At 43.1% G+C, this 16,763-nt stretch carries 17 protein-coding genes; 6 read left to right on the top strand and 11 right to left on the bottom strand.

All coding sequences use genetic code 11. From position 1 onward, the window contains the following. Positions 1-303 precede the first annotated feature (303 nt). Both mltA and E0D70_RS10770 read right to left on the bottom strand, forming a co-directional pair. Complete coding sequence (mltA, locus tag E0D70_RS10765) at positions 304-1,539, bottom strand: murein transglycosylase A (protein WP_133012296.1); 1,236 nt, start codon at positions 1,537-1,539, stop codon at positions 304-306. A gap of 148 nt (positions 1,540-1,687) precedes the next feature. Continuing rightward, the gene (locus E0D70_RS10770) at positions 1,688-2,266 is read right to left on the bottom strand and encodes a DNA-J related domain-containing protein (RefSeq protein WP_133012297.1); all 579 of its coding nucleotides are present in this window, start codon (positions 2,264-2,266) and stop codon (positions 1,688-1,690) included. 106 nt (positions 2,267-2,372) lie between these two features. Here E0D70_RS10770 and E0D70_RS10775 point away from each other — a divergent pair, with 106 nt between their 5' ends. After that, complete coding sequence (locus E0D70_RS10775) at positions 2,373-2,927, top strand: zinc metallopeptidase (protein WP_276312846.1); 555 nt, start codon at positions 2,373-2,375, stop codon at positions 2,925-2,927. After that, complete coding sequence (locus E0D70_RS17705; RefSeq protein ID WP_276312847.1) at positions 2,887-3,072, top strand: zinc metallopeptidase; 186 nt, start codon at positions 2,887-2,889, stop codon at positions 3,070-3,072. Before E0D70_RS10775 ends, E0D70_RS17705 begins: the two co-directional genes overlap by 41 nt. A gap of 66 nt (positions 3,073-3,138) precedes the next feature. Here E0D70_RS17705 and E0D70_RS10780 read toward each other — a convergent pair whose 3' ends face one another. The 3 genes from E0D70_RS10780 to E0D70_RS10790 are packed head-to-tail and all read right to left on the bottom strand — an operon-like array spanning position 3,139 to position 6,548. After that, entirely contained in the window at positions 3,139-4,932 is a 1,794-nt protein-coding gene (locus E0D70_RS10780) for an FAD-dependent oxidoreductase (protein WP_133012298.1), read from the bottom strand. 2 nt (positions 4,933-4,934) lie between these two features. Then, complete coding sequence (locus E0D70_RS10785) at positions 4,935-5,150, bottom strand: 4Fe-4S dicluster domain-containing protein (protein WP_133012299.1); 216 nt, start codon at positions 5,148-5,150, stop codon at positions 4,935-4,937. A gap of 12 nt (positions 5,151-5,162) precedes the next feature. Continuing rightward, complete coding sequence (locus tag E0D70_RS10790; protein ID WP_133012300.1) at positions 5,163-6,548, bottom strand: ferredoxin reductase family protein; 1,386 nt, start codon at positions 6,546-6,548, stop codon at positions 5,163-5,165. 144 nt (positions 6,549-6,692) lie between these two features. On the opposite strand from E0D70_RS10790, the gene E0D70_RS10795 reads away from it, so the two are divergent. The 4 genes from E0D70_RS10795 (at position 6,693) to E0D70_RS10810 (ending at position 9,719) form a co-directional block, all read left to right on the top strand. Next, the gene (locus E0D70_RS10795) at positions 6,693-8,195 is read left to right on the top strand and encodes an ATP-binding protein (RefSeq protein ID WP_133012301.1); all 1,503 of its coding nucleotides are present in this window, start codon (positions 6,693-6,695) and stop codon (positions 8,193-8,195) included. Then, on the top strand, positions 8,188-8,868 hold the full coding sequence (locus tag E0D70_RS10800; protein ID WP_133012302.1) for a response regulator: 681 nt from the start codon (positions 8,188-8,190) through the stop codon (positions 8,866-8,868). Before E0D70_RS10795 ends, E0D70_RS10800 begins: the two co-directional genes overlap by 8 nt. A 94-nt stretch (positions 8,869-8,962) precedes the next feature. Beyond that, complete coding sequence (locus E0D70_RS10805) at positions 8,963-9,217, top strand: EF-hand domain-containing protein (RefSeq protein WP_133012303.1); 255 nt, start codon at positions 8,963-8,965, stop codon at positions 9,215-9,217. Positions 9,218-9,341: 124 nt separating this feature from the next. After that, positions 9,342-9,719: a DUF6515 family protein gene (locus E0D70_RS10810; protein ID WP_133012304.1), complete on the top strand. Its 378-nt coding sequence runs from the start codon at positions 9,342-9,344 to the stop codon at positions 9,717-9,719. A gap of 110 nt (positions 9,720-9,829) precedes the next feature. On the opposite strand, the gene betA is transcribed toward E0D70_RS10810, so the two are convergent. The 6 genes from betA to E0D70_RS10840 form a co-directional block, all read right to left on the bottom strand. After that, positions 9,830-11,497 (bottom strand): choline dehydrogenase, encoded by a 1,668-nt coding sequence (gene betA / locus E0D70_RS10815; RefSeq protein WP_133012305.1) that lies wholly within the window; start codon positions 11,495-11,497, stop codon positions 9,830-9,832. An 11-nt stretch (positions 11,498-11,508) separates the two neighbouring features. Next, complete coding sequence (betB, locus tag E0D70_RS10820; RefSeq protein WP_133012306.1) at positions 11,509-12,966, bottom strand: betaine-aldehyde dehydrogenase; 1,458 nt, start codon at positions 12,964-12,966, stop codon at positions 11,509-11,511. A 299-nt stretch (positions 12,967-13,265) separates the two neighbouring features. Next, positions 13,266-13,571 (bottom strand): isoamylase early set domain-containing protein, encoded by a 306-nt coding sequence (locus tag E0D70_RS10825; protein WP_133012307.1) that lies wholly within the window; start codon positions 13,569-13,571, stop codon positions 13,266-13,268. 436 nt (positions 13,572-14,007) lie between these two features. After that, positions 14,008-15,720: a bifunctional ornithine lipid synthase OlsF gene (gene olsF / locus E0D70_RS10830; RefSeq protein ID WP_133012308.1), complete on the bottom strand. Its 1,713-nt coding sequence runs from the start codon at positions 15,718-15,720 to the stop codon at positions 14,008-14,010. 461 nt (positions 15,721-16,181) lie between these two features. Continuing rightward, on the bottom strand, positions 16,182-16,382 hold the full coding sequence (locus E0D70_RS10835; RefSeq protein ID WP_133012309.1) for a hypothetical protein: 201 nt from the start codon (positions 16,380-16,382) through the stop codon (positions 16,182-16,184). Positions 16,383-16,579: 197 nt separating this feature from the next. Next, positions 16,580-16,762, bottom strand: a complete 183-nt coding sequence (locus tag E0D70_RS10840) for a hypothetical protein (protein WP_133012310.1) — start codon at positions 16,760-16,762, stop codon at positions 16,580-16,582. Between the last annotated feature and the right edge of the window lies 1 nt (position 16,763).

The raw sequence follows: 16,763 nt of genomic DNA on the forward strand, positions 1-16,763 counted from the left end.
TGCATTATTTTGGTGCTTTCTTTAGCGATGTTTACTACGCATTTTTTTTTGGCATTGTTTAGGGTGTGGCTGAAACGGATTGAGAGGGTCTAGAGGTAATGATGAGTTGATGTCGTTTTGCTCTTGTTCTGCTCTTATACGCTTAAACAGAATATTTTGGATGATGTGGTTGAACTAGGAGGGGATTTTAGTCATTAAATGCAGGACTAGCTCTTTAGGAAGGTCACGCTTTTTAACGTGAATCTTGGTCTGTTTATCTCTCATAAAGCGGCGTACTTTAGTGTGTAAAGTACGCCGCTTTTTTTAATTTATTGGGTGCAATGGCGGTTTCTCTGAAGGGTTCTCCTGAGGCACTGAGGTTTGGTAAGCGTTGTTTGGTAACAGCAGCCACACTTTACCAAAATGCTTGAGTTGCCCAGCATGAACGTGGGCTTCATCCCCAATGCCTTGATACCAGTCTATGTGTCCTGGACCTTTGATCGCGCCGCCTTTATCTTGCGCCAGTAACAAACGAAATTCGTGGCCAATGAGGTTGCCTTGTTGATCTAATTTAGGCATTTCGCCCAGTAAAATGGAGCCAAGAGGAATGACTTTAGGATCTACTGCAACCGAGTAAAGTGGTGTCAGAGGAACATTTGCTGCGCCTACTGGGTCAGATTGTCCTTCACTGAAGAATAAGTAGCTTGGGTTTTGCGAGAGTGTTTCTCTGACTTTATCTGGGTGATCTTTAAGCCAGCGTTTGATACTTTGTGCCGATATATCAGCGCGTGCTATTTCACCATTTTCAATGAGAATTTTCCCTAGGCTACGGTACGGCCAGCCATTAACACCACCCCACGAGAGAAGTTCACGAGTGCCATCTTTATATTGCACAACGCCAGAACCTTGTACATGTAAGAAAAAATTGTCGACTAGACTTGCACTGTAAGCAATTTCGAGTCCTTGACCTTGCAAAGCATTTTCAAAATCAATTTGTTCACGGCTAGGGAATTTGCCATTCGTATCGCGCTTTAATGGTTTGCGATAAAGTGGATAGCGGTACACCGCATCAGGTTTATGACGTACTTGTATCACGGGAACATAGTACCCCGTAATTTGTACATTTCCGCGGTAATCTTGCCCCGCCAATTGCAGTGCTTTTAAATGGGGCTGATAAGTAGGCTGTTTAAGCCAGTGCTGAATTTCGTGGGTCACTTGTTTGAGCTGCTGAACACTCACTTCGGTGTTTTCTAGTTGGTATGTTTGATTGGATATTTTATTCAAGTATGCCACTTGTTGCTCTAAGCCACTTTGAAAACTGGGATCTGGATAGGGGAGGCCCGGTGGAAGGCTTTCTTTTAAATATAGAGAGTCTCGTTTTACTCCATTTTTATCGAGACCATTATTTTTAAAGTCGTTGGAAGGATCCACTTCAAACTGGCTACAGGCGGTTAACGAAAGTAATGAGAATAGGCTCAGAGTGGTGAGCAGTGCTCTTGTTTTACTTTTTGAGGTGTTGCGTTTTTCAGCGGTGATGTACGGCGGTATAAGTAGAGGCATAAGCGTTTTCTATCAACTTTGTAATCAAAAATGAATAAACAGCTATTATTGTGTGGTCGCTGTTAAGAAGCATTTATCTTGCGTGCTATGCCAGAGCAACGCAATGTTTCGTCGTTGAATTTACAATTTATAACAGACTTATTGACGTCTAGAACATCAGACATTCATAGGCCTGACGTAACGATATAAAGGCGTCTGTATCGCCCCCACGGTCTGGATGGGTTTGATGTGCGAGCTTTCGGTATTGGCGTTTGATCTCTTCTTTGCTCGGGGATGATTGGGTTAGCTGTAAGGCCTCAAGCGCCGCCTCGCGGTCACCTGTGAGATAAATTCCTTGGTAAAAACTGCTTAATAAGCTTGATACATCCTCTTCGTTTGTTTTCTCATATTCGTGCCAATCGAGATAATAGGCCGCCAGTTTGGCATCGACGCTATTATTAATATCCCTGCTGTTTGAAAGGGGAACTTGTGTGCGGGGAAGGATTCTAATGTGAGTAGCGCTGATTGATAGGGACAGTGATTCTTCTTGCCACAGGCTTGATTGGAGCTGATAAAGGGCGTTCATAATAAGAAAATGTTGTCGAAACAATTGCAGGTTAACGTCTGTGGCAATGTCTGTTAGTTCAGGAATCTGTTGTTTGAGTGTTTTAAGAATCTCAAATTCGCCCACGCCTTCAGGGTGTTTTTTTAATATATGTAAGATGGGGCCGATTAGTGGGTTTCTCATAGCGTGCTTTTCCCTTTAAAAACGCTCAAAGTGTAGATGAATAGGCCCAGAAGGGTCAAAGCCATTACATGAAATGAATTATTTTTTTAATAATAGATGGTGCGTTATGTTGTGGATTTTCGCTATTTTACTGTTTTTAGCTCTCTTTTGTGGGCCGCATTTATGGGTGAAATTTACCTTGAAGCGTTACGCTCAAACGCGGAATGATTTGCCAGGTTCTGGTGGCGAGTTGGCTCAGCATTTGATTCGTCGTTTTGAGTTAAATGAGGTTTCTGTGGAAACCACGCAAGAAGGCCACGATCATTTTGATATTCAGCAACATAAAGTCCGTTTAAGCCCCAGTGTGTTTGCTGGGCAGTCGTTAACTGCGGTGGCGGTGGCAAGCCATGAAGTTGGCCATGCGATTGCTCATGAGCGGCAAGAACGAATTGCACGTTTGCGAGTACGTTATTTGCCAAAGGCGGTCTTTTTACAGCGGCTTGCTGGTGGTTTATTAATTGGTTGGCCGTTATTGTCGGTTGTATTGCACATCCCCTATTTGGTGGCCATTCATCCCCTATTTGGTGGCCATTCATGCCCTTGTCGTGGGGTTATCAGGAATACTGGCGGTGTTGGTGCAAGTGGCTATTTTACCGGAAGAATGGGATGCCAGCTTTCATAAGGCACTGCCTATTCTAGAAGAAGGAGGCTACTTGCCGAAAGAAGATTTGCCTAAAGTAAAACGCATTTTATTTGCTTGTGCTATGACGTATGTATCCGCTGCCTTATTACGAATGTTGTTTGTGTGGCGCTGGTTTAAGCGTTAAACAGGCCTCTAGCATCAGCATCCATACCGTGATTTTCTGTGTAGTATGGATTCTGATAAACCAGTATTAAGTTGCCTTAGTCCAGGTGCCAAAAGGTTGTTTTTCAAACGCCATGTCGCCGTTTTTATCTTGGTAAATATTTATCCAAGCTTGCCAGTTCTTATGGTCTACTTCTGGGTAGTCCAGACGATAATGGCTGCAGCGACTTTCTTTTCTCATGATCGACGCTTTGAGCTTCATCTCTGCTGTGACTATCATATTTTCGGTCTCGTGAGCGAGACGCAACTTGTGTAAGTCATTGGCTATCAACATAGGCACGTGGTGCTCTTTCAGCTCCTCAACATACGCTAATGCAGCTTGCAGTAGGCGCTCTTTTTTAATGTAGAGCACAAAATTAGGAATCATAATGCCTTGTAGTACTTGGGTTACCCAAGCTGGGCTATAACCGCGTTTACGTTTTAATGGCGCAAAAATTTCTTGTTCAATTTCTCTTAGGCGAGTTGAGTTGATGGCCACAGATGCAATTTGTTTGCTGGCGTGCGCTGCGGCTTCTCCTGCTATCGCGCCTTGTACGGCTGACCCAGCCAGAGATGAGCCTATTTGGGCATAAATTCCACCGGACATATGAGAGCCGAGTGCATCCCCTGCGGCATAGAGGCCCGGGATGGTACTGAGCCCCGTTTCATTAATCGGACTCAACCCTTCAGATTTATGAATTGCCATTCCCGCACTAGAGCCACCTACTTGTTCGCCGCCCATTCCTGGAGGTCCGCCGCCGCTCGGTTTTTTACCTGAGAAGAGAGCCAATATACCGCCTTCGTGTTCTGGCGGTGGTGCCGCTCTATGGCGAAAGGCGGATGGCACAAAAGGACCGCCTTTTATCTGCGTCATTTCTGGTCGTTTTGGATTATTTCCTGATGGCCCCATTGGTGGTGGACCCATGGTGATCGGCGGACCTATTTTATAAGCTTGGTAGTTTATATCGACTCCAAGATCATGACGTACTTCAGCGTCATTGATTTGCGGTTTTTCTTCTATTTGGCCGTGCCAGTTGTCGTAGCAAGAACCTGAGTTTTTCGCAGATCCAGGGTGGCCATCATTCCACTCTTTGCCGGTAACTTTGGCGCCAATTTTATAGGCCATAATCGTGCCATCGTGGGTCAGGTCACATACCGGAAAACCACTGGGTTTGAAGCCGCCAGAGCCAGAGCAAAGTATTACAGTTTTGGCTGTAAAATGGATGACATTTGGTTTGTCTAAACTGAAACCTGAGGCACCGACAACACGGCCATTTTCTTTGATCAGATGGGTAATCATGATCCGTTGATGCAGTGGAATCCCCCGTTCATTAATGGGGCGAGAGAAGGATTCGTTATAAAGCGGTGAGTCAAAGAATCCCCATTCTTTGAGCTCTTCGACACGGGCTTTGGAGTGTTCAGCCAGCTGACGAGTAAACACCGGATTGTTGGTCTGAATCGCGGATTCAGTAACCTTTGCAACAAACTGATCAATACTCAGCTTGCTGGTATTTTTATCGTAACTAAAAACGCCTTTAGCAAATGGCGTCAGCCCTGAGCTGCCTAATCGACCTTTTGACACCATGGTCACTTTTGCACCGGTATCGTGGGCTTTTACGGCGGCAAATAACCCCGCCATACCGCTGCCAATCACCAGCACATCGGTTGCAATGTGCTGAATGGAAAAAGTACTTGGTGGTAATGGTGTTTCGTTGCTGATTGGCGGTTTGTTAAAGTCCATTTGATTAAAAACATAGGCCCCCGCCGCTGCAACACCCAATGCGCCACTTGCAGCTCCAAGAAATTGGCGTCTTGAGAGTCCTTTTTTTTCTGAGTCACTCATTTTCATCTCCAAGAAACCATGACAGGGATGGATTTTTCAGGGGTGATAGTGATGGCGCCAACCGGACAATATAAACGACATAGATGACAGATTTGGCAATCTTCAGGGTATTGGATGACGGCTTTTTGAGAGGCTTCATCGAGTTTTATAACATCGGTAGGACAGCTTTCAATGCAAGCATTACAGCCGATGCAACCGGAAATTTGATGGATAGGCATAATATAAACCTCCTAAAATGAAAGTTGTTCAAAATAGATATTTCGAGCGGCAATGGGAAAATGTTTCAGGTCTTTACGGATGTTTTTTACTGCAACTTCAGATCCACATAGATACACAGAACTGGTTTCAATCGGAACATCTTGAAGCGCGTTTCGTAAGCAGTCGCGGTCAATAAATCCTTGGTAATAAACTGGAAATGTCGAGGGTAAATAGCAAACGTAATGGGTTTTAAAATTCTTCATGGTGTTTTCAAAATGGACTAACTCTTCGGTAAATAGCATTTGAGAATAGTTACGGTTACCGTAGATGAGTCGAATAGGACGAGGATCATTGGTTTCTGCGAGCGTACGTAATAAGCCGATAATCGGAGCGATGCCAACACCATTGGCAATCAAAATAATGGCATTGTTGGTGTCATTACTTGACAGTGTCATGTTGCCATAAGGTCCATCGACAAAAACCGTTTGTCCTGGCGTTAGCTGCTCAAGAGATCTTGTATAGTCACCTAGCTCTCTGATGACAAAGGATAAATTGGGTAGCGATCTAGGGGTCGAGGCAATAGAAAAGGGGTGGTAATCCAGATCGTAAGCGCTTTTTTGCGTGCTTAACCAAACAAACTGACCCGCTTGAAAAGTAAAACCTGGTTTTGCTTTTATGGTGATTAACCAATCGTTGAAGCTGACTTTTTCTCGGCTCACTAAGGTAAAAGCCTGTTTGCTTAAACGGCTGGGTTTTAGGGCGTTGCCATAGACGGTAAACGCCAATGATAAGAAGCAAGCCAACCACCAAACAAGATTGATATATTGACCAAACTGCCCGTGACTGCCTACCTGTGTGATGTGCCAAGTGGCGAGTATTAATACCACCATAAAACCGGCGGTGTGTAGTAATTTCCATTTAGCGTAGCTAATCGGAAACTTGTTTTTATAGATGGAAAAAAGCACCCAAACAGCCAATAAAACCCAAGCAATAATGCCCGTTAATAAGCGTGGAGAAGTGATCGATTCAATAATGGATAGACTAAGGTCCGCGCCAGATAGAAGCCATTTTGGTAGTAGAATCAACAAGGGATGTAAAAAGAAAAAAGCCCCAATCCACTTTCCCATACGCTTATGTTGCTGCATATTCCAATCAATACGAGAGAATAGTTTGGTCCGTTTTAGCCTAGCGGCGAGCGGAAACTGCAGCAGCATAGAAAGCATCATGACAAGATTAAAAAAGCTTACAATTTCTACATAAAGCCCTTTGTTATCCATCGGTAGCAGGGCAAGAAAAACATAGGGAATTAACATCAAAAGACAAACCTGAAGCGTTAACCAGGCTTGTGTTGGATAGGACTTCTGTTTTATAAACTGCGTGAAGAACGCTAAGATTCGATTTGTTAACACGCGAGCCATAAGTGCACCTAAAAATAAAATATTAGCGTTCAAGATAGCGTTTAAATTTGTTGTAAATATGGAGAAAAGTGAAAAGTTTAAGTCGCCAAACGGCCGTGATATTCGCTAAAAAAAACTGTTTACCCTATAAATAAAGGAAATGTTGTGCGAATCCCTATTTTTACGAAATTATTTATTTCCTTGTTTATGACCAGTATTTTATTGGTTGTCGGAATGACTTTTTTCGTTAGTTACAGCTTCAAATCAGGCTTTCAAGAGTACTTAAATCAGCAAGAGAAAGAGCAAGTAGAGCGGCTCTCCGGTCTATTGTCTGGATATTATTCAAAGGATCTTGGTTGGCAAGAGTTAAAAGTTCAGCCTGAAATATGGGACGATCTTTTTGTTAAATTGCACTCGCCGCTTTCCAGCAAAGGCGCAATGCCTGAACATCACCTTAAACCCAACATTGGGTTTGACGGGTCGAGTTCAGAAAGAGGACCTATTCGAGGCCCGGAACACCATGAACCTCCTCCTAGAGGTGAAGGCAGTTCGGAGGAATTTGGGCCGATCAGCCATCGACTTTTTCTGGAAGATGCACAGCATCATTGGGTGGCTGGAGTGTATTTTTCGGGTCAACAAGATAGCCGCGAGGAGTGGTTTAAAGAACCAATTAAACAAGGAGGGCAAATTATTGGTTGGCTTGTGCTTAAGCAAAAAGATCAGCTTTCTGGTCCTTTGGTGGGGCAGTTTTATGCGCAACAGCAAAATAATCTAGTTTGGATAATTGGCTTAGCAGGTTTGGCTTCATTACTGGTTGCCTTAGGTTTGGTGCGTCACTTTTTATTACCGTTGAAACGGTTACAACAAGGCGCCAATGCCTTATCAGAAGGGGATTATAGCTTCACTTTCGAGAGCAGTAGTAACGATGAGTTCGGTGAACTTGCCCATCGGTTTCAAGATTTGGCTAGTAGCCTAAAACGCCAGAAAGACAGTCGTGAGCAGTGGCTAGTCGACATTTCTCATGAGCTTAGAACCCCAATATCCGTTTTGCGCAGTGAATTAGAAGCCATTCAAGATGGGATTCGTCAACCTGAAATGGCGCGTATGGATTCTATGCACCAGCAAGTAATGGGATTGCGCCGCTTAGTGAATGATCTTTATTTACTGTCGAAAACAGATGCGGGAGTGTACCAATTGGATGTCCGAAGACTGGATATTATCGCGCTGGTGCAATGCGTCGCCAATCGTTTTGAGCATAGGGTCGCGCAAAAAGGTTTGCACTTAGAGCTGTTAATGTCGGAACCGATTTATCTCAAAGGTGATGAAAAAACCTTAGAACAACTGTGCGTGAATCTACTAGAAAACAGTCTGCGTTATACGGATGCACCCGGGACCATTAAATTGTCTGCTGCAGAAGAAGAGGGTGAGGTTGTTGTGCGCTTTGAAGATTCTTCACCAAGCGTCGAAGAAGCCCATTTAGACAAGTTATTTGGGCGCCTATATCGAGTGGATCAATCTCGCAGCCGTTCACATGGTGGCTCAGGGTTAGGATTGTCTATTTGCCACAATATCGTCATGATGCACGGCGGAAGTATTGTGGCGAAGCGCTCTGAGTTAGGTGGTTTAGTCATTGAAGTAAGATTGAAAAGAGACATGAGCAATGGATGAGAAAAAGAAAAGTATTTTAGTAGTTGAAGATGAACCTACGTTAGCAGCGATCCTTTGCGAGTACTTAGAGCACGCAGGTTATCATGCCAACCAGTTGAACGATGGCTCTCTTGTTATTGATTTTGTTAAAGAAAATCATCCGGATATGATTATTCTAGATCTAATGCTACCAAATCGAAACGGGCTTGATATATTTCGAGACATTCGTGCTTTTAGTGACGTTCCGGTGATTATGGCAACCGCTAAAATTGAAGAAATTGATCGATTAATTGGCCTTGAATTAGGCGCAGACGATTATATTTGTAAGCCTTATAGCACCAGAGAAGTGGTAGTCAGGGTGAAAAATATTCTGCGTCGCAGTGAAGCGCCAGCCATTAAAGCGCAGGGCACATTGCTGATAGATGAGCCTTCAATGACGGTACGTTATCACCAGCAAAAAGTAATGCTCACACCGGCTGAATTTAAAATTTTGGCGTTGTTGTTTAAAAACTCTGGGCGAATATACAGCCGAGATCAGCTAATGGATCACATATATTCTGATCACAGAGTGGTTGCGGATCGTACTATCGATAGCCATATTAAAAACCTAAGACGTAAGCTCGAAGAAATAGATCCCGAGTTAGATTGCATCAAGTCAGTTTACGGTGTTGGTTATAAATTTGACGATCAGTAAGCACTTTCTCCATATTGAATACTAATTTTCTACTTATGCTTCCCTTACAAAATAATCTGATTCACGTTCGATGAACGAGTAAGGGAAGTAGAGTATGAAAAAACTAACCATGCCCATATTGTTACCAGTGATGACCGCGAGTGTTCTTGCGCTGTTTTCCGTAAATACCCTAGCGGGCGGACAACCACCCAAAGACCCACCATCCTTCTCCCAACTGGATGAAAACGGCGACGGTGTATTAAGCCGAGATGAAGTGAAAGGCCCTCTGGCAGACGACTTTGATCGTCTTGATGTTGATCACAGTGGCTCCTTAACAAAAGATGAATTACCGGCACCGCCTAGCCATTAATACAGGTATTGCTCTGTAAGGTATTTCTTCCATAAGTTGGCCTCTTTCCTGGTTAAACACTTTCCTTGTTAATTACTGTTTTAGCCATCCTATGAGTTCGCGATAAAATTAAAAGGAGATCGATATGAAATTTCGTTCTGTTTTAGTATTTAGTTGCTGTCTTGCTTTAGCGGGATGTGCTGGTGGTCCTAGGGGGGGAGGAGCGCCATTTGGACTCTTTGCTTTGGGGGCGGGTATGGTGATTGGCTCTGTTTTGACGACATTACCACCTAGGCATGTGCATGTGAGAGACGATATTTATTACTCAGATGGTGTTTATTATCGAGATGCGTCAGATGGTTATGTTGTTGTCGTTCCGCCACAAGGTATATGGGTAGACACTATACCTCGGGATCATAAAGTAGTGCATTATCAGCATCACGATTATTTCAAATGTAAGGGGGTTTGGTACCGATTCGATTCAGATCGCCATCAATATCGAGTGGTTGATAATCCTTTTTAGTAAGCGGATATATTTGAACTGTTGTCGAGTTAGTTAATAAAAACCCCAAGATGAATTACTTCATCTTGGGGTTTTTATTAACAATGTTATCAGTGACAAAATAGCATTATTTAGCGCTGTTTGGTTTCAAATTCTGGATGAATCCAAACCGGTGCACCTAGGCTAGGTAAGGCTTGTTTACCAATAATCATATCAGCGGCTTTTTCTGCAACCATGATGGTAGGTGCGTTTAAATTACCGTTGGTGATCGTTGGAAAAATAGACGAATCTACGACACGAAGATTTTTCAGACCACGAACTTGGCAGTGTTCATTTAAGACCGCCATAGGGTCGTTGGCTGCGCCTATCTTACAAGTACAAGAAGGGTGGTAAGCGCTTTCCACATTTTCTTTTACCCATTGATCAATCTCGTCATCACTTTGAATCGCCATACCGGGTTGAATTTCATCACCACGGTATTCATTTAAAGCGGATTGTTGGAGTACTTCACGGGTTAGGCGAATAGTATCGCGCCAATCTTGCTTATCTTGTTCGGTAGAAATGTAATTAAACAAGATACGAGGTTTGGCTTGCGGATCCGCTGATTCAATCCATAACTTACCACGACTTTCTGGTTTATTGGGTCCAACATGTACTTGGAATCCATGCCCTTCAACCGCGGCTTGCCCATCGTATCGCATTGCTGCTGGCAAGAAGTGATATTGAATGTTTGGCCATTTGAGTCCGGCGCGTGAGCGAATAAAACCACAAGATTCAAAGTGATTAGTCGCCCCCAGACCTGTTTTAAACAGCATCCAGCGGGTACCAATCAACCCTTTACTGATTAAACCAAGTTTACTGTTCAGCGTGACGGGTTTTTTACAGAAATATTGGAAGTAAACTTCTAAGTGATCTTGCAGGTTTTCACCAACACCAGGTAGCTCATGTAAAAGAGGAACACCTGCTTTTTTTAGCACGTCTTTTGGACCGACACCGGACAATTGGAGTAATTGTGGCGAGCCGACAGAGCCAGCAGATAAAATGACTTCTTTGCGGGCGTTTAGTTGCTGAGTTTTGCCATTTTTACTGAATTCAATGCCAATTGCTTTTTTACCTTCGAAAATGACCTTGTGACTAAGCACCCCAGTTTTTAGTGTTAAGTTAGGGCGTTGCATTGCACGACGAAGGTAGGCATTAGATGTGGAAGCACGTACACCGTTCTTTACTGTCATGTGCATTGCGCCAAAGCCTTCTTGGCGGTAACCGTTGTAATCGCCTGTCTTGCCGTAACCAGCTTCTTCGCCTGCATCAATAAAAGCTTGGTAAAGAGGGTTGTAAGTCATGTCGTTACCATTGTTGGTAAACAAGGGACCTTGGCCGCCACGATACATGTCTGCACCGCCTTTCCATGTTTCTGCTTTTTTGAAATATGGTAGACAAGCTTGATAACTCCAGCCTTTCGCACCGTTTTCTTCCCATTGATCAAAGTCGCAAGCATGTCCGCGAACGTACACCATGCCATTAATGGAAGATGACCCACCTAGTACCTTGCCACGAGGGCAGTGCATTTCTCGGTTGTCTAAGCCTGGCTCTTTATCAGAATGGAATTGCCATGCGTATTTGTCTGTGTTCATTGGGTACGATAAAGCGGTTGGCATTTGGATGAAAACGCTCTTGTCTGAGCCGCCCATCTCCAATAATAATACCTTGTTGTCGCCATTTTCTGTCAGTCGGTCTGCTAGTACACAACCCGCGGAACCAGCGCCGACAATAACGTAATCGTAAATTTCGTTTGCCATTATATTCTCGCTTAATAAGGGTTTTGAACGTCGTTCAGGTCAACAAATACGCTCTTATTTTGGGTGTAGTGATAAAGCGTATCTATGCCGTTTTCACGACCAACACCAGACTCTTTATAACCGCCAACAGGCATTTCTGCAGGAGATGAGCCCCATGCATTGATCCAGCAAATACCGGCTTGCATTTGATTGATTACGCGGTGTGCACGGGCAAAATCTTTGGTGAATACGCCAGCCGCTAAACCGTATTTTGTGTCGTTTGCACGAGCAATAACGTCATCTTCATCGGTGAAGCTTAAAACAGACATAACTGGTCCGAAGATTTCTTCACGTACTTGCGGCATGTCGTCGGTGCAATTGGTGAAGACTGTTGGTGCCACGAAGGCGCCGTTTTCTAAACCATTGTCAGTGACTTGATAACCACCGCACAATAACGTTGCGCCAGATGCTTTGGCCGCATCAATAAAGCCAAGTACTTTTTGCATATGATCTTTAGAGATCAATGCGCCAACTTGTGTATCCATGTCCATTGGGTCGCCAATGATCATGGCTTCAGTACGAGTTTTTAATTCTTTAGTAAAAGCATCCATGATGTCTGCATGGACAAAAACACGAGTACCGTTGGTACAAACTTCACCCTGAGTATAGAAGTTGGCTAGCATCGCGGCAGACACAGCTTGGTCAACTGGCATATCAGGAAAGATAATCATTGGGGATTTGCCCCCTAATTCCATGGTTACTTGCTTCAGCGATTGTGCGGAAGCGGCCATGACTTTTTTACCTGTACCCACTTCACCAGTAAACGATACCTTGTCGATACCTGGGTGCGCGGTAATCATCTGGCCAGTGCGAGCATCGCCTTGAACAACATTAAACACGCCATCCGGTAAGCCAGCTTGAGTGTAAATCTCAGCCAATTTCAGTGCTGTTAACGGTGTTTCTTCAGATGGTTTGAAAATCATGGCGTTACCTGCAGCCAGTGCAGGCCCTGATTTCCAACAAGCGATTTGAATTGGGTAGTTCCATGCGCCGATACCAGCACATACGCCAAGAGGCTCTTTACGAGTGTAGTAGAAGTTGCCGTTACCAAGATCTTGGTATTCGCCTTGGATTTTGTCGGTTAGACCTGCGTAGTATTCTATTACGTCTGCACCAGTTTCAATATCAACACATATAGCTTCTTGTAATGGTTTACCGGTGTCGAGTACTTCTAATCGAGCAAGTTCTTCATTGTTTTCACGTAGTAATTCTGCTGCTCTTTTTAAGATACGGCCACGTTCTACCGGGCTCATTGCAGCCCATACTTTTTGCCCTTTTTTTGCCGACTCAACAGCAGCATCTAGCTCAGCTTGTCCAGCGTGCTCGATAGTGGCAATGACTTCACCTGTTGCAGGGTTTAGCGTTTCGAAATGTTCTCCGCTTGTAGATGCAAGGTAGCGACCGTGAATATATTGCTGCTGATGTGCCATGGTAAACCTCTTTAATCGTTTAGTGTCTTGACGATAAATTCGCTTGAATAATCGAGATACTGATTGCCGCGTTTTTATTAAACGCGCGTTTAATAAAAACAATTGTACATTTTTTGACTATTAATTGCAGCCTGAATCCATTAATTAGTGGTCTAAGGATAAAGCTAGGAGGCTAGGCAAAGGAAGTGTTTTATTTTAATCAGGTACAGAAGTGCCCTCAAAATAAGGACTTGAGAAAAAGTAGCGCCTCTGGTCCACACTATGAAAGAGAGACGTAGAAATAGGCTAGGAAGCTATTTTTAGAGGCTAATGACACCATTTGTATCATAGCTTATTGGGCTTGGCACATAGTCATCGGCCATTTCATCATTGATCCACTCTGTACCATCTAATACATAGCGAAACTGATAAGCGGCATCAATTCCTAAACTTAACGTAGAGGCAAACACGCCGGATTTTTGTTTTTTCATTGGGTTTGCGTTGCAGTCCCAATTATTAAAGTCGCCAACAACAGCTACTTTTTTGGCATTACCAACTTTGTCGGCAGGAAGCGCAAATTTTACTTTGCATTGTGGTTTGGTTTTTAGGTACTTTTTCTCAATCATTTCCAGCTCCAATATCTATTTTTGAGATGAAACTAATGTGTCAGGTAAAATAAAGGGGTAACTCTATTCTCTCAAGCAAGACCTGCGCCATTTACCATAAGTCATTCATATTTGAGTAAAACTTGGCATTTTGCTTCAAATGATAATTTGACTCACCTAATAATAAGCTAAATTAAGGTCTGTCGTTGCTATTATTTAGTGCCATAGATCAATAAATGCACAGTTTTTTGCTGTTTAATAATGATATAAGCTACACTTAGAAAGTGACATAACGCACCCGTTTAAAATTACAAATAAGAGGTGATAGCATGGATCTACAACTGATCGTTCTTATCGTATTAACTGTGATGCTGGTGATTAAGATCGCTTATCTTGTTTTATTTAAGTTACCCCATGATAAAAATCACCAGAAACCCCACCACTCAAATCGTCATCATCATTGATCTAGGTAACGTTTTCGTTTCGCTTCTTTGACTGTATTTAGGTCTACTAGGACTAAACCGTCCACACAGTAGCCAAAGTCGGCATCGACTCCAAAGTCTAAGAAGCGAACCCCACCTTCTTCACAGAGCTCACTGTATTGTTTAAACAACGTTGGAACGCTGGCACCAAAATGTCCGAGTTGTTCTTTCAGGATTTTAAAGTCTTCTTCGTAGCTTGTGCCTGAGAATAAACCTGAAATGATTTCAGTGTGCTCTGGGTTAACTTGGTATGGTGTAAATGATTTGGCCAAATGTTCTTTATCTGAAAAATACAGTGTGTAGAAAGACACGATAAAATCTTTGGCAATTTGTGGGTAACTGTTGCTTAGGCTCACAGGTCCAAACATATAACGAATATCTGGATGACGGTTTAAATAAGCGCCAATGCCATACCATAAATAATCTAGGCTGCGTTTCCCCCAATATTTAGGCTGGATAAAACTGCGACCCAGCTCAATACCTTGTTCAAAATAGGGCTCCATATCGCATGAGTAACGGAATAATTCCGCACTATAAATCCGATTTTGGTTATCTTCTTTCATGTAACGAGCAACTTCCCCGATACGATACGCCCCGACGATTTCTAATTCTTCTTCATCCCATAAAATCAAATGGCGATAATGTTGATCAAATTTGTCTAAATCAGAACGTTCGCCAGTACCTTCGCCTACCTTACGAAAGGAAATCTCCCGTAAACGCCCGATTTCTTTCATAATGACGGACATGGGGTCGTAATTAAATAAGTAGATTTGTTTGTTGTCTTTGGTGCTACCAAGGAGCTCAGACTGCTTTAATTCATTACGAATTAATTGCCGATTCTGTGGATGTTCGACTGTTTTCTCTGTTTTAAGGAGTGGTTTTTTGCCTTTTGCAATGCGGTAAAGGTGACGCTTTACCAGCTTACTTTTTTCTTTATCATTTAACGGTAGTTTGGCCAATTCTTGAATTGGAATCGCTTGGCCTACTTGCATTGGTATCTTTCGGTTTCTTTGACGAAACATTTCGTTAGCGAGCTGGATAGTAGACAGTGGGCGATAAATCAAAGAGCTGGTGTAAAATAATATCGAGTTGCGACCACCAATGTGAACCGGTAGCAATGGACTGTTGGTCTTCTGTGCTAGTTTGAGATAATTATGGTTCCAGCGTTGATCTTTTACGCCGCTAGGCGATAGGCGGGAAACTTCTCCAGCAGGAAAGATAATGACGGCTTCTTCATTATGTAAGCAATTCATAATCGCTTTAAGTTGTTGGCGGCCTGTCTTTCCGCCCATATTATCGACGGGTAACACGAGGCTTTTGAGGCCATCGAATCCCATTAATAAATCATTACCAACGATCTTCACATCGGGACGAATTTCTCCCACTAAGCGCAATAGTGCTAAGCCATCAAGTGCACCAAGTGGATGATTAGCAATGATCATCATGCGGCCGCTGGCGGGAATATTGCGACGGTCCATTTGACCAACTTGATAAGTGAAATTGAAATGGTCTAAGACTCGATCAATAAACTCGAAACCAGCGCAATCCTCATTTTTATCTAAAAAATGATTCACTTCATTTTCGTGAAATAAGTGTTTTAGTACGCTCAATGTAGGGCGAGTAATAAGTGGGCTCTTGTTGAAGAACTGAGGTGATTTATTGGCAATCAATTGTTCTACTTGTATCACAATGGCGCTCCGCTAGGGGGAAGACTCTTAGTTGGTACTATTGAGACTAGAGTGCAAATGTGACAGGTGGGTGACAATTAGATGGCTAAAATATGACCAAAGGGTTTTTGTGGGTTAGCGGGCCTAATTGGATAATGAAATGCAATAAATAACGCAAAGCGTTAATACATAAAAAAGCCCACCAGTAGGTGGGCAAGAACCGCCAACTGGAGAACCAGCAGCGATAGAGTCGTTAGGGAGGCTTACTTTCTTTTCGACGGTAAGAGAGGCTTTCCACACATCGGAAAAAGAAAATACAAAACTCTATAGCAATCAATATAGCAAAAGTTGAGACGAATAAATGTCTTAGGACGGTATGGAATACGCTTTTACCAAGGAGCTTGGTTTACGATATTGTGACGTTTGCCTAGTAAGTAATATAGCGGAGAAGATAAAAAGGCAGACATTTGCCTGTTAAGCTTTTACGAATCTTGCGACGCATTATTGTCATTAAACTTGTAGAAGAAGTTCCATAGGCAGTAAATAGTAATCCCAATAGCAACACTCCCCCAGAATGCTTCGCCATCAGACCATTCCAAAGCTGACCAAGCTACACAGAATAAGGTAGCGGCAACACGTCGCCATTTAGGCCTGAAAAAGGCACGATCAGATTCAGTGAGCATGGATGATAGATCCTTTAAGGTGATGTTATTTGAATTCTAGTCTAACGCATTTATATTTAGGAACGTTATTTTGTCGTAAATCTTAGCGTTTTACGTCCATCTTTAACGATGTGATATTTGATGCGGGGAAGAGTGATTAATTGGTTTTTCGATATAGGTTGTGCGGTTTCTCTTGCTCAAGCAATAAAACGAAAAGCTTATTGGCTTTTCGTTTTATTGTTGCCTAGGGAAATATGACGAGATCCCGTAAGCTGAGACTGACCACTAACACCGGAGTTTATTTTGTCGATTTGGCCGCCACGTGCAAGGAATTCCTGCATTTGCTTTTCAATAGATTCCGACGTTTCCGAAGCGGCTGGTTGCTTCTTCTTAGTAGCCATA

This window comes from Marinomonas flavescens (genome assembly GCF_004352835.1).
Lineage (GTDB): Bacteria > Pseudomonadota > Gammaproteobacteria > Pseudomonadales > Marinomonadaceae > Marinomonas > Marinomonas flavescens.

Coding starts and splice junctions, on each gene's coding strand:
- E0D70_RS10835 (WP_133012309.1), bottom strand. CDS start 16,382: ATGCTCACTGAATCTGATCGTGCCTTTTTCAGGCCTAAATGGCGACGT.
- E0D70_RS10800 (WP_133012302.1), top strand. CDS start 8,188: ATGGATGAGAAAAAGAAAAGTATTTTAGTAGTTGAAGATGAACCTACG.
- E0D70_RS10770 (WP_133012297.1), bottom strand. CDS start 2,266: ATGAGAAACCCACTAATCGGCCCCATCTTACATATATTAAAAAAACAC.
- E0D70_RS10780 (WP_133012298.1), bottom strand. CDS start 4,932: ATGAGTGACTCAGAAAAAAAAGGACTCTCAAGACGCCAATTTCTTGGA.
- E0D70_RS10805 (WP_133012303.1), top strand. CDS start 8,963: ATGAAAAAACTAACCATGCCCATATTGTTACCAGTGATGACCGCGAGT.
- betA (WP_133012305.1), bottom strand. CDS start 11,497: ATGGCAAACGAAATTTACGATTACGTTATTGTCGGCGCTGGTTCCGCG.
- E0D70_RS10775 (WP_276312846.1), top strand. CDS start 2,373: ATGTTGTGGATTTTCGCTATTTTACTGTTTTTAGCTCTCTTTTGTGGG.
- betB (WP_133012306.1), bottom strand. CDS start 12,966: ATGGCACATCAGCAGCAATATATTCACGGTCGCTACCTTGCATCTACA.
- E0D70_RS10810 (WP_133012304.1), top strand. CDS start 9,342: ATGAAATTTCGTTCTGTTTTAGTATTTAGTTGCTGTCTTGCTTTAGCG.
- E0D70_RS10790 (WP_133012300.1), bottom strand. CDS start 6,548: ATGGCTCGCGTGTTAACAAATCGAATCTTAGCGTTCTTCACGCAGTTT.
- E0D70_RS10825 (WP_133012307.1), bottom strand. CDS start 13,571: ATGATTGAGAAAAAGTACCTAAAAACCAAACCACAATGCAAAGTAAAA.
- E0D70_RS10840 (WP_133012310.1), bottom strand. CDS start 16,762: ATGGCTACTAAGAAGAAGCAACCAGCCGCTTCGGAAACGTCGGAATCT.
- mltA (WP_133012296.1), bottom strand. CDS start 1,539: ATGCCTCTACTTATACCGCCGTACATCACCGCTGAAAAACGCAACACC.
- E0D70_RS10785 (WP_133012299.1), bottom strand. CDS start 5,150: ATGCCTATCCATCAAATTTCCGGTTGCATCGGCTGTAATGCTTGCATT.